Source organism: Clostridium sp. AF28-12, from assembly GCF_003435225.1.
Lineage (GTDB): Bacteria > Bacillota > Clostridia > Lachnospirales > Lachnospiraceae > Pilosibacter > Pilosibacter fragilis.
Genome location: NZ_QWGJ01000005.1, coordinates 121,690 through 146,501, shown reverse-complemented (window position 1 = coordinate 146,501; position 24,812 = coordinate 121,690). Strand labels below are relative to the sequence as shown.

Below are 24,812 nucleotides of genomic sequence, written 5' to 3'. Positions count from 1 at the left end.
TTATCCGACGGAAATTTTTTCCTGCGGGAATTTTCCGCACCGGATCCTGTAACCGGACATGGTCGCGTAGATGATCGTGAGCCCGCCAACACGGCCGATGAACATAAATGTGATCAGGATCAGCTTCGATGGAACGGAAAGTGTCGGGGTGATCCCGAAGCTCAAGCCTACCGTAGCGAGGGCGGAAATCGCCTCAAACAGACACGGTATAAGAGGCAGGCTTTCCAGAATGCTGAGCGTCATGGCACACAGGATACCGAGGCTTGTATACATGAAAAGGATCGCGATCGCTGTGGCGACAATATCGGGGATAATGCGCCGTTTAAACATTTCCGGGCTGTCCTTTCTGGCAAAGACAGCAGTCGCACAGGAGATCAGAACGGCCAGAGTGGTCGTCTTGATTCCGCCGGCGGTGGATCCCGGGCTTCCTCCGACCAGCATGAGAAGAATCATAAGAAACTGGCCGGATTCCCGCATGGAGGAAAGATCCGCTGTATTAAAACCGGCAGTTCGCGTTGTCACCGACTGGAATAAGGATACAAGGATCCGTTTTCCGGCCGGGATATCCTGAAATTCCAGAAAAAAGAAGAGGATAGCCGGGATAAAGATCAGTGCCAGCGAGTAGGAGAGGATGACCTTACTCTGCATCCGGTATCGGGAAATATGGTGCCGGTTTCTGTAAATATCATCCCAGGTCAGGAAACCGATTCCGCCGATCACGATAAGCAGGATGATCACGAGATTGATCAGCGGGTCATATGCGTAGGATGTCAGGGAGGAATATGCTCCCCGGACACCAAGCAGATCGATTCCGGCATTGCAGAATGCGGATACGGAGTGGAATAAAGACATCCAGAGTCCCCGGAAAAGACCAAAATCGCGGCAGAATACAGGTGCCATCAGGAGAGCGCCGATCAGTTCGATACCGAGAGTGACTCTTACAATAAAACCGGTCAGGCGGACAACTCCTCTGAGCTGAGGGGCAGCGACCGATTCTGCCATGATACTCCGCTGGGAAAGACCGATCTTCTTTCCGGAGAGGATCGTAAAGGAAGCGGAGATCGTCACAACGCCGAGACCGCCGGTCTGGATCAGAAGCAGAATTACGGCATGTCCAAAGGAAGACCAGTAGGTTCCGGTGTCACAGACCACAAGACCGGTCACGCAGACGGAGGTGACGGAGGTAAACAGGGCGTTTACAAATGGAGTCCAGCTTCCGTCCGCGGAGGATACCGGCAGCATCAGGATGCCGGCGCCGAGCAAGATCACGAAGGCAAAGCCTAAAACAATGATCTGAAATGAATTTAACCGCCTGAAAGCGGAAAGAATACGAAACATAATCTGAATCCTTTCATAAAGCATTTGTTCCATTATAAACGTTTATGGATGTAAAGAAAAGCGAAATTTATGGATTTTAAAGTCCTGAAAATTCCTGATTCGCACAGGAAATTATAAAGAGCGGCTGGATCCGTTCTGGTCTGCGAAAAGTGTGAGAGGTGGACATGTGGAAATTATTTCCAGGTGGTCTGTTTAAAAATGTTGTAATTACAACATACGAAAGCTGATTTCGCGGATATAATGTGTACATGGTTCGGCGGTGCCGGACAGGGAAACATGATGACTTATCGGTTATGGCTGCCGCAGGGACGGCAGGCGTGTCAGGATAATTTGAGATCGGCAAAACTGCGAAGACAGTGTTGGCTGCTTGTATGGGCTGCCTGGAGTCACGCGGGAAGAGTCGGGGAAATATATGGAGGTATATGAAATGGATCAAAAAATGTTCTGTTATCAGTGTGAGCAGACCGCAGGCTGCGCGGGATGTACCGGGAGCACGGGTGTCTGCGGAAAGACGGCGGAGACAGCAAGGCTGCAGGACCAGCTTGTAGGTGCGATGATCGGGCTTGCGAGAGCGGCAGAAGGCGTGGAATGTCCGGGAGATCGAGTGTACCGCACGGTGATCGAGGGGCTTTTTACGACACTTACGAATGTAAGCTTTGATGATGACGCGATCCGGGCGCAGATTGAGAAGACGCACAGGGAGAAGGAGCGGCTGCTCGCAGCGCCGGTGAAGAAAAGTGCAGGACCGCGCGAAAAGGCAGCGGGAGAGTCGGGTGCGGCAGCAAGTGTGCAAGATACGGATGATTATAATCTCGGTCTGCTGTGGGACATGGACCCTGATATCCGCTCCCTGAAATCCCTGATCCTGTTCGGATTAAAGGGTATGGCGGCGTACGCGTACCATGCGCTGATGCTGGGGGCATCTGATGAGACGGTAAACCAGTTCTTCTTAACGGGGCTCCGGGAGATCGCAAAAGACGGTACCGTCGAAAGCCTGCTCCCGACGGTCCTGAAGGTCGGCGAGGTGAACCTCACCTGCATGGCGATGCTGGACGCAGCAAACACGGGAACTTACGGGACTCCGATCCCGGTCAGCGTACCGCTTGTAGTAGAAAGAGGACCGTTTATCGTTGTGACGGGACATGACCTCAAGGACCTGGAGCTTCTCTTAAAGCAGACAGAGGGAAAAGGCGTTAACATCTACACCCACGGCGAGATGTTGCCGGCCCACGCTTACCCGGAGCTCAGAAAGTATCCGCAGTTAAAGGGCAATTTCGGAACTGCATGGCAGAATCAGCAGAAGGAATTTGCGGATATCCCGGCTCCGATCCTCTTTACCACAAACTGTCTGATGCCGCCGAAGAAATCCTACGCGGACCGCGTGTTCACGACGGAGGTCGTAGCATATCCGGGAATGGTTCATATTGATGATGAGAAAGACTTTACCCCGGTGATCGAGAAGGCGCTGGAACTCGGCGGATATCAGGAAGACCGCCAGTTTACGGGAATCAACGGCGGAACTCAGGTCATGACAGGATTCGGACATGGAACGATCCTTTCCATGGCTGATCAGGTCATCGACGCGGTAAAATCCGGCGCGATCAGACATTTCTTCCTCGTTGCGGGCTGCGATGGCGCGAAGCCGGGAAGAAACTACTATACGGATTTTGTAAAGCAGACTCCGGCGGACAGCCTTGTCCTGACGTTAGCATGCGGAAAGTTCCGCTTTAACGATCTGGACCTTGGAAATATCGGCGGTCTCCCACGGATCATGGACATGGGCCAGTGCAACGATGCCTATGGTGCCATCAAGGTGGCTATGGCGCTGGCTGAGGCGTTTGGGTGCGGGGTGAACGAGCTTCCGCTGTCCTTCGTGCTCTCCTGGTATGAGCAGAAGGCAGTGTGTATTCTCCTGACACTCCTGCATCTTGGGATCAGGAATATCCGCCTCGGCCCGTCCTTACCGGCGTTCCTCTCCCCGAATATCCTGAATTTCCTTGTGGAGAACTACGGAATCGGTCCGGTGACGACACCGGAGGAGGATTTGAAGGCGTTATTGGGATAAGATAAAAAGCCCCCGGATAGGGAATGTGCCAGCGGTCAGTTGACCAGCTGCGGTAGTTCCTTATCCGGGGACTTTACTTATGTACTTAAATTACAGTGATCCGCATGATCTGCGGTCAACCGAATTTTACAGATGCTGTAAAAGCTCCAGCTGTTCTCCGTTCGGTCCGATAAAAAATGCGTTGCGGATGCCGCCGAAGATCGGGAGGTCAGCTGCCTTGTCGACACCGCCCCGGAAGTTTGTGATCCCGGCTGCCTTTAAGTCTGCGATGGCAGCGTCGATGTCATTGACTTCGATTGCGATGTGCGGGAAGAGACCGCCCAGGGCGGTCACATCAGTGCCGTCATGTGGCTCGATGATCTCGAGGTCAAAGCCCGGCATGCTGACGATCTTGATGTGGTTAGTTCCAAGCGGCTTCTGGACATCAGCCTGTCCAGTGACCTTTCCACCGAGACATTCGTAGAATTTTATGGATGTTTCAAGATCCTTTGTGAAAAGCGCGATATGCGCAAGTCCTGTGATGTGTTTCATGATAAGAATCCTTTCCGCGTTCCAGCGCAGCAAATCTCCAGATAAAAGCACCAGATCAGAAGCAGATGGTCTTACCTGAGTGATCCTACAGAGGCGGAAACGCTGTTGCTGTAGTTTTTCTATCTCAAACTATGCTTATTATAGGATTATTTGAAACAGAGTGCAAGAAAAAAGTAAGCGACTGATCCCTGCCCGTGTACAGCAACAATTTTCTCAGTGACGGGCAGAAAAAACTGTGCTATACTCTTGTATTATGAAAAATTTTATTGTATTTGATTTGGAATGGAACCAGAACCCGGGCGGTAAAGAAGCGTCTGTGGAGCGGCTTCCTTTTGAGATCTTTGAGATCGGAGCAGTAAAACTGAATGAAGAGCGTGAGAAGGTCGCGGAGTTTCACCGGATCATCCGTCCCTGCGTGTACCGCCAGATGCACCGGATCATCTCTGAGGTGACCCATGTTTCCATCGAAGAGTTAGAGCGGGATGGAGAGCCGTTTGCGGCGGTAATGGAGGATTTCCTTAAATGGTGTGGAGAGGACTGCATATTCTGCACCTGGGGAAGTATGGACCTTACGGAACTGCAGAGGAACATGGTCTATCATGGGATGACGATCCCGTTCCCGAAACCGTTCCTTTTTTATGATGTCCAGAAACTGTACAGCCTGTGTTATCAGGACGGAAAGGCGAGAATTTCGTTGGATGAGGCGGTGGAGTCCTTTGCACTTGACGTGGACGCGCCGTTCCATAGGGCGCTTGGCGACGCAGAGTATACGGGACGTGTGATGCGGGCCATGGATTTTGAGTCTGTGAAGGACTATGTGTCCGTGGACTACTATATGCCGCCGGAGAGAGAGGATGAGGAGTTCACGCTGCGTTTCCCGGAGTACACGAAGTTTGTGTCCCGGATGTTTGAGACAAAGGAAGAGGCGATGGAGGAGAAGCGGGTGACAGATGTTGTCTGCACGAAGTGCCGCCGGATGTTGAGGAAAAAGATCCGCTGGTTTTCCTCGGGGCAGCGCTATTACCTCTGCCTTGCGACATGCCCGGAACACGGTATGATGAAAGGAAAAATCCGGATGAAAAAGTCGGAGGACGGCAGAGTTTTTGCCGTAAAGACGGTAAAACCGGTGGATGAGGAAGGTGCAGAAGCTGTTTTCCTGAAAAAAGAGGAGGCCCGGATCCGCCGTGCGGAGAAAAGCAGGCAGAAGAAACTCCATGGAGTGGAATAGAGGCGGCAGCCCGGAAGATACGGCAGCAATTGAGCACTTTGCTCCTGAAAAAACGGATGTGAAAAGATAGAAAAAGAGCAGAGGTATTGCTTCAAAAAGCATACATCTGCTCTTTTAGTTTACATAAAATAAAACTTATCGTCTCCGAAAATGATCTCTGAGCCGCTCCCGGAATCCCGGCTGCTTAATCCCGGACTTGGATCTTAAGTGCTTTTCCATGATCATATCAAATTCTGTGGAAGAATATCCCCATTCCTTTAAACGTTTTTCGCGCCGCTGATGACGGAGAAAACGCTCGTTCTGGGCTTTGTTTTCCTGATAGATCATGATTCCGGAGACGGCGCCGCCGATGGCTCCGATGACAGCGGCAGCGATCAGGACTTTCTTAACAATGCCGAAAGCAGGAGAGGAGGTCCAGGATGTCTTATTGCTGCCCGTTTTTTTAGAGGAAGGTTCGGTTTCCTTGTCAGGTGCCTTAGAAGGAATGGTTTCAGCCACAGTCTCAGTCTCCGCGGTATCCGTGCTCTGATTCACTGCTCCGGGCACATATCCCTGTGTCACAGTCGCCTCCAGATAAGCCTGTCCCACAAGCTTATCCCCATAGCGGTAATCGATCCGTGCAATCGCCCCATCCGGTGCATCGTCAGTCAGGTCGTAGTCCAGTGTGGAAGTCACATCGGAGAAGCTCCCATCCGCAGGTAAAGTCACCGCGCTGTTTTTATTTACCGTGAGTCTTGTAGCACTCCCGGAAAAGATCCCGGAGATCGTCAGATCATCAGCCACCTTGCTGTAAGTGCTGTCCTGATCCGCAACCGGAACGGACTTGAAATTTTTAAATCCATAGTCAAACAGTGCTTTTGTGTCGGAATAATGGGTCTGGTGACCATTGAGAACGACAGCTATGAGCTTCATTCCATCGCGCTCCGCGCATGTCACCAATGTATTTCCCGCGAGCAGGGTGTAACCGGTCTTTCCGCCGATGGCACCGTCGTAATAAAGGGAATCATTCCGCCGCAGCATTCTGTGGTGGGCGTAGTAGCGCCAGCCATCCGGGTACTGCTTTAATTTCCCCGCAGGAACGTCATAGTATGTTGTGGAATCAACCTCTACAAATGTCGGATTATTAAATGCCGCCTTCGCGATCAGAGCCATGTCATAAGCGGATACATAGTGATTCGGATTATTCAGACCGCTCGGGTTTGCGAAATGGGAGTCCGTACATCCAAGCTCCGCCGCCTTCTCATTCATCTTCTCCGCAAAAGCATCAATACTGCCTGCGCAGTGTTCGGCCAGAGCGTTTGCAACCTCATTCGCGGACTGTAAAAGCAGGGCATAAAGACAGTCCCGGACACTTAACGTATCTCCGGCGCGGGCCCCCAGAATGGAGGAGTTCGGCTCAAGAGAGTTCACCGCTGTATTGGAGAACGTCACGGTCTCATCAAGCCCACAGTTTTCAATCACGATCAGTGCCGTCAGGATCTTTGTGATACTTGCCGGATAATACGGTTCATGGCTGTTCTTCTCGAACAAAACCGCTCCCGAATTGATGTCCATTAGGATCCCGCCGTCCGCCGAGATCGAGATCTCCGACGGCCACTCAGCCGCCGCATATGCCGTCTGTCCCGGACAAAAACCGAGGATCAGCGTCAGACAGAGAAAAATACTTAAAATTCGTTTCATGGAACTCCTTGAAAAAATTGCCGCTATGTTTACCCGACGTGGCGGCTGTTTTGATGTCTCAAATCCCATCGGCACAGCCGATCAGGAATGGATTTTTGCCTGTAATTGTGAAGGATTGAACGATCACAGTACTCGTACTATGGATTATAGCAGTTTGAAGACAGGGCTGCAACCGATAAATGATATAAAAAGAGCCGACAGATCTATCTGCCGGCTCTTTTATATAATACCAGATTTCCAACAAAAAACATCCCAACGATCACCGCAAACACCAGCGCGATCCGCGCGGCGGTATCGAAGAAGAAACCTTCCGGAACGATGTTGATGAGCATGTCGGTGCGTGGATCGAGGACCCACAGATCATTGTTGAAAAAGATTTTGTGGAAAACAATGAAATATTTTGAGAAGTCTGTGGATATAATGCCGATCAGGGCCAGTGCTACGGCAAAGACCGCGCCGGTGCCGATACAGAGGGATTTCGGGATCAGGCGCTTTAACGCCTCTGTCCGCTCCGCACTCTTACGTCCCCAGAAATAAGCCAGGGCCGCGAAGCATAGGGTGATCAGGATCCCGATCCGGCGAAGCCACAGGCCGCCGATGAAGAGTCCCCGCACGTCCTCCATGTGGGCAATCTCCCGGTCATTAAAAAATTCCCGGTATTCCCCGCCCATGGTGGTGTATACGTGAAGATCCTCGCGCTTTCCGCGAAGAAACGCCATCATCTGGTCGGTGACGTCAAGAAGATCGTCCATGGTCATCTCAGGAAGATCATTCAGAACCTGATATTTCGTGTATTCCTTCTCATAATATCCCGGCGTCCAGTAGGCGACCGCCTCAACGGACGTGATAAGGAACGCGATGATCAGCCAGAACGCGGTGAAGATCCCGGCGGCGTAGGTAATGGTCTTTGCTGTTTTTGTCATTTCGTGGTACTCCGTTTGATTACTTTTAGTCTTGTGAACTCTTCGCGGTCCTTTTCCTCCAGGGCGTTGGTGATGTCCTTCACAAGTGCCTGGTATGACGGGATCGTGATGTTTTTCAATGCATTGGCCCGCTTCTGGGTCTTCTTAATGCTCTCGGCAAGACGGTAGGCGGATGTCTCCACGGTTGCGAGGTCTGCGGTCAGTTCCTTCACGCGCTCGAAGGCGATTCGTGCCTCGTCCAGCGAATCGCTGGTGCTGTAAAACGAATAAGGCGGTTTTTCATCTTTTGACGGTGTATACTCGACAAGCGGGATCTCCGTTCCCATGATGCTGCGCGCCTTGATCCGGATATCATCCGTGACGGGAAGTGAACCTGCGATCTCCTCCACATAGTGGATTCCCATCTCGATATTGGCCTTCTGGAGTGCCTTGTAGGCGGCGGTAAAAGTGGAATCGATCTCGGACTGGATCGCTTTTGCCTGATCGATCAGGCCCATAAGTTCCCGCAGCAAGATGTTCCTCTTTTTATCCATCAGTCCGTACCCCTGAGTCGCAAGGGCGAGGGAGTTTTTCGCAAGGATCAGATTTCCCTTGGTGGGGAATGTGTTCGGATTCATGAGATCCCCTCCTTATGAAGCGTCTGAAGCGGCGTCTGCAGGTTTATAATACTTGTCTAAGATCTTCGTGTCAATACGGTCGAGCTCTTCTCTCGGAAGAAGTCCTAAAAGCTCCCAGCCGATGTTTAAGGTGTCGATGATGGTACGGTTGTCATGGATATCCTGTCCGATGAACCGTTTTTCAAATTCCCGGCCGAATTCCAGATATTTTTTATCGATCGGGGAGAGCTCATCTTCACCGATAACAGATGCGAGGGCTCTCGCGTCGCCCACCTTTGCGTAGCAGGAAAACAGCTGGTTTGCCACATCCTGATGATCTTCACGGGTAAATCCCTCACCGATGCCGTCCTTCATAAGACGGGACAGGGACGGAAGCACGCTGATCGGCGGGTAGATGGACTGACCGTTTAAGCTGCGGTCCAGAACGATCTGACCTTCTGTGATGTAACCGGTAAGGTCCGGGATCGGGTGGGTGATATCATCGTTCGGCATGGTAAGGATCGGGATCTGTGTGACAGATCCGTTGACTCCGGCGACGATTCCGGCGCGCTCATAGAGAGATGCCAGATCACTGTATAAGTATCCCGGATATCCCTTACGGGACGGGATCTCGCCCTTTGAGGAGGAGACCTCACGCAGCGCCTCAGCGTAGGAGGTCATATCCGTCAGGATGACCAGGATATGCATGCCCTTTTCAAATGCGAGGTATTCGGCAACTGTGAGGGCAACCTTCGGTGTGATCAGACGCTCGACGACCGGATCGTTTGCCAGATTGATAAACATGGCAACATGGTCCAGAACGCCGCTCTCGCGGAAGGTACGTTCAAAGTATTCGGCAACATCGTACTTGACGCCCATAGCTGCGAATACGACGGCGAATTTTTCATCGGAATTGTCTCCCAGAGAGGACTGCATGACGATCTGCGCTGCCAGCTGGTCGTGGGGAAGTCCGTTTCCGGAGAAGATCGGGAGCTTCTGTCCGCGGATCAGGGTCATCAGGCCATCGATGGCGGAGATACCGGTACGGATATAGTTTCGCGGATATTCACGGGCTACCGGGTTTAACGGCTTTCCGTTTACATCCAGTTTTTTATCAGCTAAGATCGGTCCCAGACCGTCGATGGGATTTCCAAGACCGTCAAAGGTACGGCCTAACATATCGGCGGAGACGCCGATCTCCATTGGATGTCCGGTGAGACGGGTATGAGTGTTTTTCAATGCCATGTTTCCGGTGCTCTCAAACACCTGGATCACGGCTTTATCCTCGTACGCCTCGATAATGCGTCCGAGCTTCTTTTCTTTTCCGTCGACGGTCATTTCCACGATTTCATCATAAGATGCCCCGGAAACGCCTTCGAGGACGGCAAGAGGGCCATTTAAGGAACTAAGGCCAAGATATTCGACTGCCATTGTGATCTGCCTCCTTATGCGTTGCGCTCGATGACGGAATTGTAGAAGTCATCGATCTGCTTCTTATAGTCGTCAAACATGTCGAGACGGTCATTCGGGACGTCATATTTGATGGCAATGATCTTCTCAAAGATCTTTTCTTCTTTGAGGACGGATACCGGCATGCCCATGGCAACGAGGGCACGGGATTTTTTATAGAGATAAAGGATGATCTCCATCATCTTAAACTGCTTTTTCAGCGGAACGCAGGTATCTTCCTTATGGAAAGCGTTCTGCTGAAGGAAACCGAGACGGATAACCTTGGCGATCTCGAGGACGAGCTTCTGGTCATCAGGGAGAACATCGGATCCGATCAGTTTTACGATCTCCATCAGGCTGCTTTCCTGATTCAGGATCGTGACGAGCTGGTTACGGTAATTGACAAAGTTTTTATCCACATGCTCAGAGTACCAGGAAGAAAGATCCGTGAGGTATTCCGAGTAGCTGGTCAGCCACTGGATCGCCGGGAAGTGTCTCGCGTAGGCGAGGTTCTTATCAAGTCCCCAGAAGCAGCGGACGAAACGCTTGGTGTTCTGTGTGACTGGCTCGGAGAAATCGCCGCCCTGAGGGGATACGGCTCCGATGATGGATACGGAACCTTCCGTTCCGTTTAAGTTCTGGACCATTCCGGCACGCTCATAGAACTGGGACAGCCGGGATGCCAGATAAGCCGGGAAACCTTCCTCGGCCGGCATTTCCTCCAGACGGCCGGAGAGCTCGCGGAGCGCCTCAGCCCAACGGGAGGTGGAGTCTGCCATGATCGCTACGTTGTATCCCATGTCGCGGTAGTATTCTGCAAGTGTCAGGCCGGAGTAAAGACTCGCCTCACGGGCGGCAACCGGCATGTTGGAGGTATTGGCGATCAACGTAGTCCGCTCCATCAGTGGGTTTCCACTCTTCGGGTCGATCAGCTCGCTGAATTCCTCCAGAACCTGTGTCATTTCATTTCCACGCTCGCCGCAGCCGATGTAGATGATGATATCGGCATCGGACCACTTGGCGATCTGGTGCTGGGTCATGGTCTTTCCGGTACCGAATCCGCCCGGGATCGCCGCCGTGCCGCCCTTTGCGAGCGGGAACAGGGTGTCAAGGATACGCTGTCCTGTGATCAGCGGTTTGGATGCCGGATAGCGCTTTACGGTCGGACGCGGGATGCGGATCGGCCATTTCTGTGTCATAGTGATCGCTTTTTCCGTTCCGTCCTTTGTCATGATCGTGAGCAGTGTATCATTGATCGTATATTCACCGTCGGAGACAACGGAGAGGACATCGCCCTCCAGATCCGGCGGGATCATGACTTTATGGGTAATGGCTCTCGTCTCCGGGACCTCCGCGATGATGGTGCCGCCGTAGACATGATCACCGCGCTTTACGGTCATGTGGGTCTGCCATTTCTTTTCTGTATCAAGGGATGTTACATGAACACCGCGGTCAATATAATAGCCGCTTGATTTTTTGATAGCGGCTAACGGACGTTCGATTCCATCAAAAATATTTGTGATAATGCCGGGGGCAAGTGTGACGGAGACAGGAGCTCCTGTTCCTGTGACCGGCTCTCCGGGCTTCAGACCTGTGGTCTCCTCATAGACCTCGATCGTTGTGCGTTCGGAGGTCAGTCCGATGACCTCGCCGACGAGGTTTGCCTCTCCGACGTAGACCATCTCATTCATCTGAAAACCGGAATCACCGGCAATATAGACGATCGGGCCGTTGATTCCGTAAATTGTGCCTTTTGCAGCCATGTTGATTTCCTCCAAAAATGTTATAAAAAGTAACTGTCCGGCAGGTCTGCGCGTGTACCGCGCTGCCCGCGGAAACGTATCGCACAGTTACAGTGAGAACTGGAAGTCCTGTTCAGCTTCTTTGAGCTTCGTCTCAAAGGAGTTATCGATCAGGATATTTTTCGAGGCGATGACGGCCCGCGTGCCGCCGAGAAACGGGTACTGGCTGACGCGGATGTCGCAGTCGGTCCTTAAGGATAAAAGATTCTGCTTTTCCTTGTCGGACGGGTCGATATAGATATGGATCTCACTGGATCCTGCAAATGCTTTTTCTTTTTTGATCTGCGCCTCTAAGAGTGCGTCATATTTCGGGGTCTCCATGAACCGCGCCAGTTTGTCGCGAAGCTCAGAGAAGACTTTTCCGCGGAGTTCCTCATCTTTTCTGCTGTAGGAACGGCGGATCTCGATCTGGCCTAAGGACAGGTTTTTGTTGGTCTCCCGTGCGATCCTCTCTTTTTCGGCAGCGATCTGCAATGCTGCCTGCTTTCTGGCGTTTTCTTTATGCTCATTCAGGATCTTTTCCTCATAAGCGGTATAATCAGAGACTGCCTGCTCGTATTTCTTTAATGCGTCGCCTGTGCAGATGTCTTCAAAATGCTGTAATTTTTCTTCGGTTGTCAAAGCAGCCACCTCCTTGATTCCAATATCGATCTGCAGCGGTTCCGGATCGCTGTCGCCTGCGGACGGAACCGCTGTGTGCATACTATAACTTTAGTCCGATCGCGTCATTTACATATGCCGTGATGAAATCGGGCCGCCGTCCTGTTCCGTGGCGGTCCGGGATTTCGATGAGAAGCGGCTTTTTATGTTCTGTGCGTACCGTCTTAACCAGCTCCGGATACTTCTTTCCGAGGGCTTCGGTGAGCAGGATGATCCCGATATTTTTGTCTTTTAACACTTCGTTCAACGCCTTTTCCAGCGTTCCTTTTTCATTTGCGATCACACCGTCCACGCCCGCCAGCCGCATGCCGGTCAGCGTGTCGGTATTATCGCTGATCAAATACATTCTCATAGCCGGTCTCCATTCCTGGTAATAGTTCAGCCATGTTGTCAGGCATTAAAGTTTACCGATGATCATGAAGGAGATGATAAGTCCGTACAGGCAGACACCTTCGGCAAGACCTACGAAGATAAGAGATTTACCAAGAATGGAGGAATCCTCACTGATAGCGCCAAGTGCTGCGGATGCTGCCGCGGAAACGGCAACGCCGCCGCCGATACAGGAAAGTCCGGTGGAAAGAGCAGCTGCGATGTAGCCCATACCGGTGGAGATGCCGCCAGCTGCAGCTGTGGACTCGGCTGCGAATGCAGTGCCGCCAAAGAGTACGCAGACGGCGAAGAGCATGGTTCCGAAGAACATTACGGTGTTGGCTGCGAGGGCTGTTTTATAGCGTCCTTTTGTCTTTTCACCTGCGGCGAAAGCTCCGAAGGGGACAGCAATGCTGAAGATAAGTGCAACGGTTAAAAGAAGTTTTACTGCGATTGTCATGACGATGACCTCCTAAAATCTGTATTTTACCATTTATTGTAACGATTCAGTGCCTTCATAGTTACACGCAAAAATCCATTCCAGATCAGCTTCGCTGATGGGATTTTTGCCTTCCAGCCTATGTTTTATTACGGTCAGCGCAGCAAGCGCGCAGACCTACTGAACAGTTACCATTTATTCTTATTTCTCGTAGAACGGTTTAAATTCCCGGCCGCTTCCTTTATAGAACCGGCTGAACAGCTCGTAGTACTCGAGACGGAGTACCTGGATCCCGACGATCAGGCCCTCCATGCCGCACACGAACAGGTTTCCGAGAACAATGACCGGTATGGACGGTGCTCCGGTTTCTGCGCCTGCGAGCATTAAAACAACCTGCATCATGGCTGCATGGCTGACGGCGAAGGCGCCCACACGGACGAAGGAAAGCGTGTTGGAGAAGTAGCTTAAGAGTACTTCAAACAGCTCGAAAAATCCCTGTGTGATGAACATTCCCACGCCACCGGAGATCTTCTCAGATTTCTTTTCCAGAACTGCTGTGAGCGGTTCCTTAAAGAACATCACGAGAAGCGGCAGGACGAACATGATGATCAGGACCGCTGCAGCCGGAAGCGTATGTCCGCTCATGAACATTACGATGGTGGCTGCAAGACTGAAATAAAAGACGAAGCCTGCGAGACCGTTTGTATCGAACCAGGTCTTTTCGGTGTCATGGTTCTTAAAGCTCGTAATCATGTTTAAGATCATCGTAAAGAGGATGACTCCCATGCCGAGAGCAATGGCAACGACGAACACGGTGTTCAGACGACCCACAAACGGAAGATCCGTCATGGCTTCGGTCGGCTTTAACCACAGCGCCGGAATCACATCTTCAAATCCGAAGACGCTTCCGAAGAGGCATCCGAAGATCGTTGAGAAGAATCCGCAGCAGGAGATAATGGCTGCCAGATCGATCTTTTTGAACTTATAGAGCAGGAAACCGCCGATCAGAAGGACAAGGCCCTGTCCGGCATCTCCGAACATGAAGCCGAAGAAGATGGAGTAGGTGATGGCGATCAGAAGCGTCGGATCAAACTCGTCGTAGGACGGAAGTCCGTACATCTTTACGAACATCTCAAACGGCCGCAGCAGCGGAATGTTTTTTAACTTGGTGGGCGGAATGCTGGTCACGTGCTCTTTGCTGTCCTCTAAGACGAAGAATGTGTCCGCGTCCTTTGCGAGGTCCCTGTGGAGAGCTTCCGCGTCCTCTTTTGTCATCCAGCCGCAGAGAATGTAGAACGGATGATCCTTATCATGAGTGCATGCCGCATACTTTCTCACATTGAAGTTTGCTTCATAGGATTTCAGCACCTGGCTGGCATCCCGGAGACTGGTCTGTCTCGTCAGCAGGTACCCGGAATCTTTTGCGTCCAGGGCCTGTTCCTTTGCTTTCAGATTTGCAAGCTCGTTTTCCAGACGTTCGACCTCGGTCTTCGGGGTTCCGGCGTACTCATCCGGGAGATAGATCCTCTCGAACTGCAGGGACGAGAAGACGGTGTCGATCCGGTCGGAGGTGATATCCGGTGTGAAGTAGAGCAAAGAAATATAGTGGTCTGATTCGTGGCATTTGAACAGGATCGTCTCATCCGAGCGGTCGGCGAATGCCTGAAGCTGCGGGAAGCTTTCTTTTCTGATACGTCCGAACCGGTACTTGATGTGCTTCAGCTTCAGAATTGCCGGAATATCGAAGTCCAGTTCCACATACAGGCGTACCTGCTCCAACAGGGAAGAGACTTCTTTTTCTTTTGCCTTTAAGGACTCCCGCTCCTCATCGGAGGCGGCGAGCTCCGTATCCATGTCATTTACAAGTGTGATGGCGTTCTCCACAGGCATTGTTCCGGTGGAAATCTCCTGCTGTTTTGCGCCGGGACAGGAAGCGAGAAGTTTCTGCGCTTTCTGAAGCGGTTCCCGGTATGGATTGGTTCCGGGATATGGTTCTAATTTTGATGCGGATCTTAATTCGGTCAGCGCGTTTTCCAGCTGGATCTCATAGTGGGAGAGATACTGGTTGACCATTCGGTCCAGATCGTTCTTTGGCCCGGAGATGCTGACGAATTTCATTTTTTCGATCACAGAGCATACCCCCTTTTCTAACTTTCTGCCAGGCAGGTGAGAATTTCTGAACTGCCAAGGCTGTAACGGATCCCCTCAACGGTGGTGATGATTTTTCTGATCTCTTCTTCCTTAAAATAGAAGTAGCTGTTTAACGCAGCCGCGGAATACGGATCATTCCGTCCGGATTTGCTGTACACAGCATCCAGAAGCGCCCGGAACAGGGAATGCAGTTCCGGATTCTCCTGCTGTTCGCCGGATGCCCGAAAGATCCGGTTTCCGTAGCGGGTCCCCTTTAGGATCCGGTCGAATTCCTCTATAGACGGCGCTTCGGCAAGCTCTCTTGCCTGAGACTTTTTTAAACGGTGCCATACGGGGATCAGAAGCTCCATAATGGCATCGGCAGATAATTTGTAGTGGCGTTTCGCTCTTGCAAGCCATTCAATATTTAAAAGATCGATCTTTTCACCGGCACAGTCGGCGATGGCCTCCCGGTCGTCTTTTGAAAGCTGGTCTTTTAAACTTTTCCAGAAACGGATGAAGTACAGGATGTCCAGAGCAGATTCGAACTCAGACAGGGAAGTGATGCCCTGATCCCTTAAGTCCTTTAACGGACCATAATAAGGGGTGTTCTGAATGCTGTCCAGATATTCGTCCAGATCTTTTGAATCAGTCAGGGCGGTGAAATCCAGGTGGGAGTGCTTTCGGAAGAAGGGCTCAAAGCTCTTAAAGTTCAAATCTGAGCGTTTTCCGGAAACCGCGTCCCTCAGACACCGTTTCATGACATCGATCTCGAAATGGAGAAAGTAGAGATCCAGAAATTTTCTCTGGGTTCCGTTTGCGAATCGGAACAGCCTTGAGAAATCACCGTAGAGGGAGTGCCACAAAAGCTCTTCGATCTTACTTCTGTGGAGTTCCTCATTTTCGACACCGGAAAAAACATCCCTGTAGGCGGGAGAACTTTTCAGGTATTCGACGGCAGCCGGTACATTCTCCATGCCCGCGAGGACCGAGAACTCATCATCCGTGAGGAAATGCCCGCGCATCGCGGCAAGCTTGGCAGCGATCGCACTGTAAGTGATGAGACTTCCCATAGATCACACCTCGGTCATAGAACGGAAGAGGGAGTCCACATACCAGGAATGCTTTTCTTCGTAATGCTGTTCCAGGCGGGCGATCTGGTCACCGGCGGCGGTTTTCTGCCTGTTAAGCTCCGCGGCGGCTTCTGCCTCCATTTTCTGGCGCATGGACTGGATCTCCAGTTCGGTTTCATGATTCAGCTCCTCGTCAAACTGTTTCGTCTTTGCCTCATATTCTGCTGCAAGAGTTTTTTTCTTGTCAGCAGCGCCGTCTAAGATCGCAACAGTCTTTTCTTCAATCTGGGAGAGCTGATTGATGATATTGTTCATTGATTTGTCTCCTTTCTGAGAAGGATTTTCCCTCATCCGGGGGGATGGGGCCAGAAACCTCGGAGTTTTATGCGGTAAAATTCAAGTCAGGTTTTCCTGGGTGTCTGACCCCGGTAACATTATAATATAGCTTGAAAATCAGGAATTTCAAATATATAATAATTATGCTGTTATAACATGAATGTTATAATAATCGGAAAATGCTATAAATGAACGAAAAATTAGCACAAAATTAACATGATCGTTAAGGCGCGAAAGAAAAAGGGGGAATGATATGGAAATCCAGCAGTTTCGGTATTTTTTGGCGGCAGCGCGGTATGAAAATCTGACAAAAGCGGCAGAAGATCTGCATATCGCCCAGCCGGCATTGTCCCAGTCCATCAAGCGTCTGGAGACGGAGCTCGGCGTAAGCCTTTTTGACCGGAAAAATCACCGGATCGAGCTCAACGAACAGGGGAAACTCCTGAAAAAACGCCTGATCCCGATTCTGGAATCCATCGATAATCTAAAGGATGAGCTCTGGGAGTCGGTTTATTCATCGGAGCGCACGATCTATTTAAATTTCCTGTCCGCGTCGAACCTCATTACGAACAGTATTATTTCCTATCGGGCCCTGAAACCGGATGTCCAGTTTCAGGTATCCCAGCTTGAGATGACGGAGAGCTGTGATATCCATATCGAATCAAGGATCGCTATATCTGTGACGCCTCCGCATCCGCAGGAACTTCCAGATGGCGTGGTAAGACGGGAATATCTGAGGGAGGAGATTTTTCTGGCAGTACCGCCGGATTCAAAGTTTGCGAAACATAAGACCGTCGATCTGCGGGAAGTGAAGGAAGAAAATTTCATCCGTCTCGGAAACGGCTGGCAGCTCCGCGGGATCTGCGATGATTTCTGCCGGAGAGCGGGGATCCGCCCTCAGGCGGTGTTTGAGAGCAACAGTCCGGAGTCGGTGCGCAACCTGATCGCGGCAGGGCTTGGAATCGGCTTCTGGCCGGAAAAAGCCTGGGGTGGAAAGCCGGGGCATGGTGTTGTCCTGATCCCGATCCGTTACCCGAACTGCAGGCGTGACCTGGTGGTCACGGTGTTTGAGCAGGCAGGAAATAAGCCGGTGGTGGATGAGTTTGTGAATTATTTCTGTAAGTATTTTGAGAAAGACCCGTCGGGGATGGGAGATGTGACGGTGTAAGAATGTAGTATAAATGAAAAAAGAACTCTGAAGTCAGCAATAGGGCGGGATCCATCGGAATCCCGCCCTAAATATTGGCTTTAGAGCTTTTTTGAATTTGATATTCCAATAAGTTATTACTCCGCTGTTAGAAATTCCTTCGCGACATAGGCTTCCTGTCCGTTGTACTTGATGACGGCCCAGGTATCGTCGTGGTCGCGGAGATATTCAACGGATGCGCCCGGGTCCAGTTTTCCGATGCGGTCCGCGTCGGTGGACGGTTCTTTGCGGACGTTCAAGGTCGTTGTTGTCTTGTAGGAGGAGCCGGAAGCTGTGCTCTCCGGTTCAGTCTCCGGGGCTGTGGTCTCTGCTGTTTCCGTTGTGATCACTGGTGCGGAGGTCTCCTCTGTAGCCGGTTTCTTCGGCGTGAGGACACGGATCAGGACGATCAGGATGATCACGAGGACGATCGGAACCACAAATTTTAAAAGATCAGCCGGCTGCATGCCGCTTCCGGACTGCCGGGAACCGGCGCTGCGGTTTCTGGACTGCTGGGGACGGCTACCGGCCGGGCGTCTTCCGCGGGGGGCTTTCCCGTTGTCTGCAAAGGAGTAGATCTCCTGGGACAGCACGTGGTAGGCCTGGTTTGCATTGTAGGCACCGTTATCGCCGTTTTTTGCGGCTTTTGTGCCGATGTCGTAGATCTGTAAGTAGTGCTCGGCGGTGGATTTTGAGATCCAGCCGTTGTTGTAGAGCTCGTGGATCATAGAGTCCATGGAGCCTTCCATGATCCCCGCCTGTTCACATTGGAGCTTAACCATGTATTCCACGGTCTGTTTTGCTTTGATCATGGACTGGTTGTATTGTTTTTGTCCCATGAGACGCTCGGTCTCCTGAACATTCTGACGGATCTTATCCCATCCGTTAGGAATGTCGTTTCTTGCCATATAAATCCCTCCGTTTTATGTATTTTAACGGCGCGTGAAGGTGAAAATCCGGTGCCGGTGAAGGTGCCGGATACTCACAGATGCCGTTTTCTTCTATGTAATGCTGTGCGCCTGATGAAACGATCACAGACACGAAAAGAGCGATTTTGTCAGCCATTATCTTTATTATACTGGAACAGTGGGAAAATTGCACGAAAAATTTTTGGACAATTTAAGAATTTTCTGTTTCCAAAAGATATATTGAAAGAAAAATTCTGCGCGTCACTGTTACCTTGCAAAATAAGGCTTTCAATGATAAAATGAGACACAAGCAATATCAGGAGGAAATACATTATGAGATTACGCCATATCAAAGGCGCGGAAGAAGAGATTGCTGAGAGCCCATATGTGGTCCAGGATCCGCAGTCACTGAAGGGAAGGTGGCATGAATTTTTTGGAAACGATAATCCGATCCGCATTGAGGTCGGAATGGGAAAAGGAAAATTCATCATGGAGCTTGCCCAGATGAACCCGGATATCAATTACGTGGGAATCGAGCGTTACTCCAGCGTTCTGCTTCGCGGACTTCAGAAGCGCGCGGAGCTGGAGCTTTCTAATATTTATTTTATGAGGATCGATGCCTTAGAGCTTACGGAGGTGTTCGCGGATAATGAGGTGGAGCGGATCTACTTAAATTTCTCGGATCCGTGGCCGAAGGACCGCCATGCGAAGCGCCGCCTGACATCAGACCGTTTCCTTGCCGTGTATGATAAGATTTTACAGCCGGACGGAATTATCGAGTTTAAGACCGACAATCAGGACCTGTTCCGCTATTCTTTAGAATCCATTCCGGAGGCAGGCTGGCAGGTGACATCCCATACATTTGATCTTCACCACAGCGATATGGCCGAGGGAAATGTTATGACAGAGTACGAGACGAAGTTCTCCGCGGAGGGCAAGCCGATCTGTAAGCTGACCGCCCGCCGTGATAAGTCATAAATATCTGCATATAATAGACGTGAAATGACGGAAAGGCCGTGTGCCGGATGAGTATGTGGGCATGCGTAAAGCGGTGGCTCTCACAGGCAACCTGCGACAAGATGGAACTGAATCGGAAAATTATCCGGATCAGGAAATGTTTTGACGAGGCAAATGATGTTGTCTGCGGCAGAAAGAAAAAATAAGCGCGGCAGAGAGGTTTTCTGTGACCGCCGGAGCGGTAAGCGAATGCGGTGGAAAAGCTTTGAATGCAGCAGGATATTAATGGAAGGAGAAAATAATATGGAAACAGTATTTACAAGCGCAAATTTTGATGCTGATGTTCTGGGCTCAGAGATCCCGGTAGTTGTGGATTTCTTTGCGACATGGTGCGGCCCGTGCCGTATGATGGCTCCGGTGATCGAAGAGCTCGCTGAGGAGTACGACGGAAAAGTAAAGATCGGCAAACTCGATGTAGACGAGAACAGTGATATTGCTGCCCGCTACGGAGTTATGTCTATCCCGACGATCATTCTTTTCAAGGATGGAGAAATTTTTTCCAAGAGCGTTGGACTTCAGGATAAAGAAGTTCTGGAAAATGCGATCAAAGAGATGTTGTAAGAAACAGGGACAAAAAAGCCGGCAAACCCGCATGTTTGCTGGCTTTTTTAATCGTTTCATTTGTACCTGTTTTTTGAAAAACAAAAAAATTAAAAAAATTTCAAAAAAGGTGTTGACTTTTTTCTTGGTTTATCCTATAATACAAAACGTGCCACGGATGAGGCAAACAAAACAAAGAAAAACAACAAACCAAGCACCTTTAGCTCAGCTGGTAGAGCAGTAGACTCTTAATCTATTTGTCCAGGGTTCGAATCCCTGAAGGTGCACGAAGAAAAGCACTGTTTTAGCGGATGATAAGCCGCCGGGACGGTGTTTTTTGTTACACTGATATCGAATCATTCAATAATCATATCATTCGTTCAAATACTTGTTACCCGTTATATATTCCCGATTTTATGATTTTAATTTAATTTAAAAATGTGATATACTATATAAATAGAAGAAGTGTATGAAAAATTTACCAACAGGATCCTCATTTAGGGGATCCTGTTTCGGAATCACAGGTAATTAAAGGGAGATTAAAAGGATGAAAGAAATCAAGATCACAGAGATCGAAAACATCAGGATCGGCAGCGCAGAGAATAAAGAAGCGGGGACCGGGTGTACGGTTATTATCTGCGAGCGGGGCGCGGCAGCTGGGCTGGATGTCCGCGGGGGCGGCCCGGCCTCCAGGGAATCGGAGCTTTTAAAGCCCATGGCGGCAGCTGACGTGATCCAGGCAGTTTTACTCAGCGGCGGCAGCGCGTTCGGTCTGGACGCGGCTGGGGGCGTTATGGAGTATCTGGAAGAGCGCGGGATCGGCTTTGATGTGGGAATCACGAAGGTGCCGCTTGTATGCGAGTCCTGCCTGTTTGACCTGATGGTCGGGGATTTTAAGACGAGACCGGATAAGGCCATGGGATACGCGGCGTGTGAGGGCGCGGAGAAGAATAATTATCAGGATGGAAACTTCGGCGCTGGAACAGGCGCGTCCGTCGGAAAGCTGGGGGACAAGTCTCTCTGCATGAAGGGCGGAATCGGAAGCTATGCGGTGCAGATTGGGGATCTGAAGGTCGGCGCAATCGTTGCGGTGAATGCGAGAGGCGATATCTATGACTGGAAGGACGGAAAGAAGGTCGCCGGTCTTTTAAATGCGGACAGGAAGACATTTGCGGACACAGAAGAAGCCGTTTATAAGAGCTATGAAGTGATCAAGAACAAGTTCACCGGCGCGACAGAGAATACGACCATCGGTGCGGTAATTACGAACGCGGCATTCCCGAAGAGCAGCCTCTGCAAGATCGCCGGGATGGCTCACGATGGCTATGCGCGGGCGATCCGTCCTGTTCATACCTCTTCCGACGGAGACAGCATCTACGCGCTGTCTGTGGGCGATGTGAAGGCAGATCAGGATATGGTCGGAACCCTCGGTGCCCAGGTTATGGCGGAGGCGATCCTGAGGGCTGTGAGGAGCGCGGAGTCGGCCTACGGACTTGTTGGAGCGAAGGATTTGTAAAAAAGAGTGAAAAAGAGCGGCTGCCCGGCAAAGCTTTGCCGATATGACAGCCGCTTTTTCTATACGGTTACATCTGTCCTGTCACGCGCAGGTACAGACCAAGCTCCATCTCAAGCGCCTCTGAAATTCCGCGCTCATCTAATTGGAAATGGCAGTTATGGTGCGGGGAAGAGGTAATCGGGCGTTCGGGATCAGCCATTCCGATCTGAAAGTAGGCACCCGGCTTCTCAAGAAGATAGTAGGCAAAATCCTCACCGCCAAGGGCATCCGGGCGCTCGTAGACGGTATATCCGAGGTCTCTTGTGACACTGCGGACCGTTTCGATCTCCTCCGGCACGTTGATGGCTGCCGGATAGCCCAGAGTCGTGGTCACATCGCAGGTGAGGCCGAATCCGGCGCAGATCCCCCTGCTGATGGAGTGAATGGAGTCAAAGACTTTGTCGATCAGGTCATTGTTTAAAGTGCGGACATTGCCGCCGAGAGTCACAGTGTCCGTGATGATATTCGGATACTGGCCGCCATTTATATAGGAAACCGTAAGAACACCGCCTTCCAGCGGATTCTTTTTCTCAGCCAGGATCTGGTTTAAAGCAGATCCGACCATGCAGGCCACGGGGACCGGGTTCAAGGCATTCTGCGGATAACCGCCATGACCGCCCTTTCCATGGATCTTCACTTCATAAATACCGATCGCTGCGGAATACGCCCGGGGAGTCACGGCGATGGTGCCGAGCGGAAACGCGGAAGCACAGTGGAAACCATAGATGAGATCGACATCCTTCATGACACCTTCCTCGCAGAGCGCCTTAGCGCCTCCCGGGAGCTTTTCCTCGGCTGCCTGAAAGATTAGCTTCACAGTTCCACGGACAAGCTCCGGATGGGCTGTGAGGACCTTTGCGAAGGTTAAAAGGACTGCGGTATGGATATCGTGTCCACAGGCATGCATAACGCCGGGAACCTCGGACTTAAATGGGAGATCATTTTCTTCCTCCACCGGGAGTGCGTCGATGTCCGCGCGGAACGCGATGCATGGACCGGTTTTTTCGCCTTTTATGACAGCGACCGTGCTGGTTCCGGAGATCCCTTCCATCAGCGGGACGCCCAGGGCATTCAGGGTGCTGCGGATGTAAGCGGCAGTGTCTGTCTCCTGAAAGGAGAGCTCCGGGTGTCGGTGCAGGTAACGGCGTGTTTCGATCAGTTCTTTTTCATAAGGGCTTGTGATGGACTTGACAAATTCTTTCATATAAAACCTCCGTTTTTCTCGTTTATACTATTTATAGGAACAACTTATTGGAACAACAGCTTATTGGTCTGTGGCTGGATCAAACGACACATTTGCGATCACGACTTCATTGTTAGTCCCGACCCGCATCGCCGGTCCCCAGACACCGGCACCGGAGGTGACAATAGACGTCATAGCCCCCTTTTTCAGGACTCCGCAGGCGTTTTCCCAGAGAAAATGGACCACAAGGTTTGCCGGAAACATCTGACCGTCATGGGTGTGGCCGGAGAGGTCCAGATCGACACCGGCATCGGAGGCTTCTGACAATTCTCCCGGCTGGTGATCCATGACGATGATGGGAAGTGAGGGATCGAGAGGTTCGGTGATCTCAGCAAAGGTTTTCCGCGGGAGCTGTTCTTTTTTTGCCATATCCTTATCCCGGCGGCCGACAAGATAGAATGCATTATTGATGCAGACGGTCTCGTCCTCCAGCATCGTGATACCGGCGTGGTGCAGAAATTCCGTAAACCGCCCGTCCCGGACGATCGTTTCCTTCTGTGGAAATGTGAATCCGGCGAGGATCTTCTCGCTTACGTCATGGTTGCCCCAGCAGGCGTATGTGCCGTACCGGCTCTTGATATCGGATAGAATGTCAGCCACCTCATCCGGGTCCTTGATCGCGTTGTAATCATTGTCGAAGAGATCTCCGGCAATGCAGACGAGATCGACATTTTGGGAGTTAATGGTGTCTACGATCTTTCTTACATGGGACTTCGTGGAGTTGTATCCAAGGTGAAGATCCGCGATCAGGGCGATCTTAAGTCCCGGAAGAGAAGAACTCTTTTCGATGACGACCGGATCCTGCCGCACATAGACCCGTCTTGCATGCAGGACACCGTAAATGCTGACCATAAGGATCAGGCCAATGGCAAAGCCGCCAAAGATCACTAGATTTTTCGGCATGGTATGCAGCATGGCCGGGTACCGGTATTTCATAAAGAAGGAATGGCCGGTGACACGGCGGATCACGTCGAAGGTGATGATAAAAAGCAGGATATATTCCAGAGTGCCGAGCCAGTAGTTGCTGATCACCCGGAGAAAATGGTGAAGTGGTTCTTTTGTGATCAGAAATCCGGTCAGCGGGCTGACGGCAAAAAATAGATAGAGGACTGTGACAGGGATCCTGAAAAACAGTGAATGAAGCGCCGGGGAGCAGGAATCCGCCCAGGCGTAGAGCCATAAAAGAATGTATGCCTGAAATAACAGGTAGACCGGAGATAAAAATACAGCTAACATGAGATACTCCTGATGCTTCGTGGACAGGAATGGTGTATAATGATTCCTGTACGGTGGTTTATGGTGTAAGTATAGCGAACACTTTAACAATTTGCAATGGAAAAGAAGAAAAGAGGTTGTTATGATCGATCTGACAGGAATGATCTCCATTCCATATTTAAAGAAGACAACATTTACCGGAAGTGAAAAGGGAACGAATTTTATGATCCGGAAGATCAGCGGAGAGGAAGGCGAGCCGGATAAGATCCAGGCGATCACCTGGCCGGGGCCGTTTATTTTTTCTGTGACGGAAGATGAAAAAAAGACGTATCAGGAATTTGAGTTCAGCGAGGACGGGATCAAAGCGGCAGTAGCCTGGCTGAATGAGGTGACATAGAGAGGAATCCTGTATACAAAAAGGCCCGGAAGTTTTCGGGGTGAAAATATTTTAAGAACGAGTATGACCGGTGAAGTTAAGCCGGTTATACTCGTTCCCTGTTTTATAGACTTTAGCCGATCTGCGTATACA

General features: G+C 50.9%; 24 protein-coding genes and 1 tRNA gene. 9 read left to right on the top strand and 16 right to left on the bottom strand.

What is annotated here, in order from left to right:
- Complete coding sequence (locus DWY93_RS06530) at positions 1–1,338, bottom strand: potassium transporter TrkG (protein WP_117471006.1); 1,338 nt, start codon at positions 1,336–1,338, stop codon at positions 1–3.
- A 427-nt stretch (positions 1,339–1,765) separates the two neighbouring features.
- Here DWY93_RS06530 and hcp point away from each other — a divergent pair, with 427 nt between their 5' ends.
- Entirely contained in the window at positions 1,766–3,403 is a 1,638-nt protein-coding gene (gene hcp / locus DWY93_RS06525) for a hydroxylamine reductase (RefSeq protein ID WP_117471005.1), read from the top strand.
- Between the two features lie 126 nt (positions 3,404–3,529).
- On the opposite strand, the gene DWY93_RS06520 is transcribed toward hcp, so the two are convergent.
- Positions 3,530–3,934, bottom strand: a complete 405-nt coding sequence (locus tag DWY93_RS06520; RefSeq protein ID WP_147324191.1) for a VOC family protein — start codon at positions 3,932–3,934, stop codon at positions 3,530–3,532.
- 253 nt (positions 3,935–4,187) lie between these two features.
- Here DWY93_RS06520 and DWY93_RS06515 point away from each other — a divergent pair, with 253 nt between their 5' ends.
- Positions 4,188–5,162 (top strand): 3'-5' exonuclease, encoded by a 975-nt coding sequence (locus tag DWY93_RS06515; protein WP_117471003.1) that lies wholly within the window; start codon positions 4,188–4,190, stop codon positions 5,160–5,162.
- A gap of 135 nt (positions 5,163–5,297) precedes the next feature.
- On the opposite strand, the gene DWY93_RS06510 is transcribed toward DWY93_RS06515, so the two are convergent.
- The 11 genes from DWY93_RS06510 to DWY93_RS06460 form a co-directional block, all read right to left on the bottom strand.
- Positions 5,298–6,842: a D-alanyl-D-alanine carboxypeptidase family protein gene (locus DWY93_RS06510; protein WP_117471002.1), complete on the bottom strand. Its 1,545-nt coding sequence runs from the start codon at positions 6,840–6,842 to the stop codon at positions 5,298–5,300.
- 203 nt (positions 6,843–7,045) lie between these two features.
- Positions 7,046–7,765: a TIGR01906 family membrane protein gene (locus tag DWY93_RS06505; protein ID WP_117471001.1), complete on the bottom strand. Its 720-nt coding sequence runs from the start codon at positions 7,763–7,765 to the stop codon at positions 7,046–7,048.
- Positions 7,762–8,382 (bottom strand): V-type ATP synthase subunit D, encoded by a 621-nt coding sequence (locus tag DWY93_RS06500; protein ID WP_117471000.1) that lies wholly within the window; start codon positions 8,380–8,382, stop codon positions 7,762–7,764. Before DWY93_RS06500 ends, DWY93_RS06505 begins: the two co-directional genes overlap by 4 nt.
- A 12-nt stretch (positions 8,383–8,394) precedes the next feature.
- A complete protein-coding gene (locus tag DWY93_RS06495) occupies positions 8,395–9,792 on the bottom strand; it encodes a V-type ATP synthase subunit B (RefSeq protein ID WP_015552849.1) in 1,398 nt (465 codons plus the stop codon).
- Between the two features lie 14 nt (positions 9,793–9,806).
- Positions 9,807–11,573 carry a V-type ATP synthase subunit A gene (locus DWY93_RS06490; RefSeq protein WP_117470999.1) on the bottom strand — a complete coding sequence of 589 codons (1,767 nt, stop codon included), beginning with the start codon at positions 11,571–11,573 and terminating at the stop codon, positions 9,807–9,809.
- A gap of 87 nt (positions 11,574–11,660) precedes the next feature.
- Complete coding sequence (locus tag DWY93_RS06485; RefSeq protein WP_021904020.1) at positions 11,661–12,314, bottom strand: V-type ATP synthase subunit E; 654 nt, start codon at positions 12,312–12,314, stop codon at positions 11,661–11,663.
- A 1-nt stretch (position 12,315) separates the two neighbouring features.
- Positions 12,316–12,624 carry a V-type ATP synthase subunit F gene (locus tag DWY93_RS06480; protein ID WP_117470998.1) on the bottom strand — a complete coding sequence of 103 codons (309 nt, stop codon included), beginning with the start codon at positions 12,622–12,624 and terminating at the stop codon, positions 12,316–12,318.
- A 45-nt stretch (positions 12,625–12,669) separates the two neighbouring features.
- Positions 12,670–13,101: an ATP synthase subunit C gene (locus DWY93_RS06475; protein WP_015552854.1), complete on the bottom strand. Its 432-nt coding sequence runs from the start codon at positions 13,099–13,101 to the stop codon at positions 12,670–12,672.
- Between the two features lie 180 nt (positions 13,102–13,281).
- Positions 13,282–15,210 carry a V-type ATPase 116kDa subunit family protein gene (locus tag DWY93_RS06470; RefSeq protein WP_117470997.1) on the bottom strand — a complete coding sequence of 643 codons (1,929 nt, stop codon included), beginning with the start codon at positions 15,208–15,210 and terminating at the stop codon, positions 13,282–13,284.
- Positions 15,211–15,227: 17 nt separating this feature from the next.
- The gene (locus DWY93_RS06465; protein ID WP_117470996.1) at positions 15,228–16,283 is read right to left on the bottom strand and encodes a V-type ATPase subunit; all 1,056 of its coding nucleotides are present in this window, start codon (positions 16,281–16,283) and stop codon (positions 15,228–15,230) included.
- Between the two features lie 3 nt (positions 16,284–16,286).
- Positions 16,287–16,598, bottom strand: coding sequence for a hypothetical protein (locus DWY93_RS06460; protein ID WP_117470995.1), 312 nt, complete (start codon positions 16,596–16,598; stop codon positions 16,287–16,289).
- A 274-nt stretch (positions 16,599–16,872) separates the two neighbouring features.
- Between DWY93_RS06460 and DWY93_RS06455 the strand changes: the two genes are divergently transcribed.
- Entirely contained in the window at positions 16,873–17,787 is a 915-nt protein-coding gene (locus DWY93_RS06455; protein ID WP_117470994.1) for a LysR family transcriptional regulator, read from the top strand.
- Between the two features lie 116 nt (positions 17,788–17,903).
- On the opposite strand, the gene DWY93_RS06450 is transcribed toward DWY93_RS06455, so the two are convergent.
- Positions 17,904–18,713, bottom strand: coding sequence for an SH3 domain-containing protein (locus tag DWY93_RS06450; protein ID WP_015552858.1), 810 nt, complete (start codon positions 18,711–18,713; stop codon positions 17,904–17,906).
- A 333-nt stretch (positions 18,714–19,046) separates the two neighbouring features.
- Between DWY93_RS06450 and trmB the strand changes: the two genes are divergently transcribed.
- The 5 genes from trmB (at position 19,047) to DWY93_RS06430 (ending at position 21,786) form a co-directional block, all read left to right on the top strand.
- Complete coding sequence (gene trmB, locus DWY93_RS06445) at positions 19,047–19,691, top strand: tRNA (guanosine(46)-N7)-methyltransferase TrmB (protein WP_117470993.1); 645 nt, start codon at positions 19,047–19,049, stop codon at positions 19,689–19,691.
- Positions 19,692–19,738: 47 nt separating this feature from the next.
- A complete protein-coding gene (locus tag DWY93_RS17140) occupies positions 19,739–19,876 on the top strand; it encodes a hypothetical protein (RefSeq protein WP_165859928.1) in 138 nt (45 codons plus the stop codon).
- A 97-nt stretch (positions 19,877–19,973) separates the two neighbouring features.
- Entirely contained in the window at positions 19,974–20,291 is a 318-nt protein-coding gene (gene trxA / locus DWY93_RS06440) for a thioredoxin (protein ID WP_117470992.1), read from the top strand.
- 193 nt (positions 20,292–20,484) lie between these two features.
- Positions 20,485–20,557, top strand: a tRNA-Lys gene (locus tag DWY93_RS06435).
- Between the two features lie 260 nt (positions 20,558–20,817).
- On the top strand, positions 20,818–21,786 hold the full coding sequence (locus tag DWY93_RS06430) for a P1 family peptidase (RefSeq protein WP_117471182.1): 969 nt from the start codon (positions 20,818–20,820) through the stop codon (positions 21,784–21,786).
- Positions 21,787–21,853: 67 nt separating this feature from the next.
- Here the strand turns inward: DWY93_RS06430 and DWY93_RS06425 are convergent, their stop codons facing one another.
- Entirely contained in the window at positions 21,854–23,029 is a 1,176-nt protein-coding gene (locus DWY93_RS06425) for an amidohydrolase (RefSeq protein ID WP_117471183.1), read from the bottom strand.
- A gap of 60 nt (positions 23,030–23,089) precedes the next feature.
- Complete coding sequence (locus tag DWY93_RS06420) at positions 23,090–24,304, bottom strand: metallophosphoesterase (protein WP_158553035.1); 1,215 nt, start codon at positions 24,302–24,304, stop codon at positions 23,090–23,092.
- A gap of 121 nt (positions 24,305–24,425) precedes the next feature.
- Here DWY93_RS06420 and DWY93_RS06415 point away from each other — a divergent pair, with 121 nt between their 5' ends.
- Positions 24,426–24,680, top strand: a complete 255-nt coding sequence (locus DWY93_RS06415) for a hypothetical protein (RefSeq protein WP_021904031.1) — start codon at positions 24,426–24,428, stop codon at positions 24,678–24,680.
- Positions 24,681–24,812 lie beyond the last annotated feature (132 nt).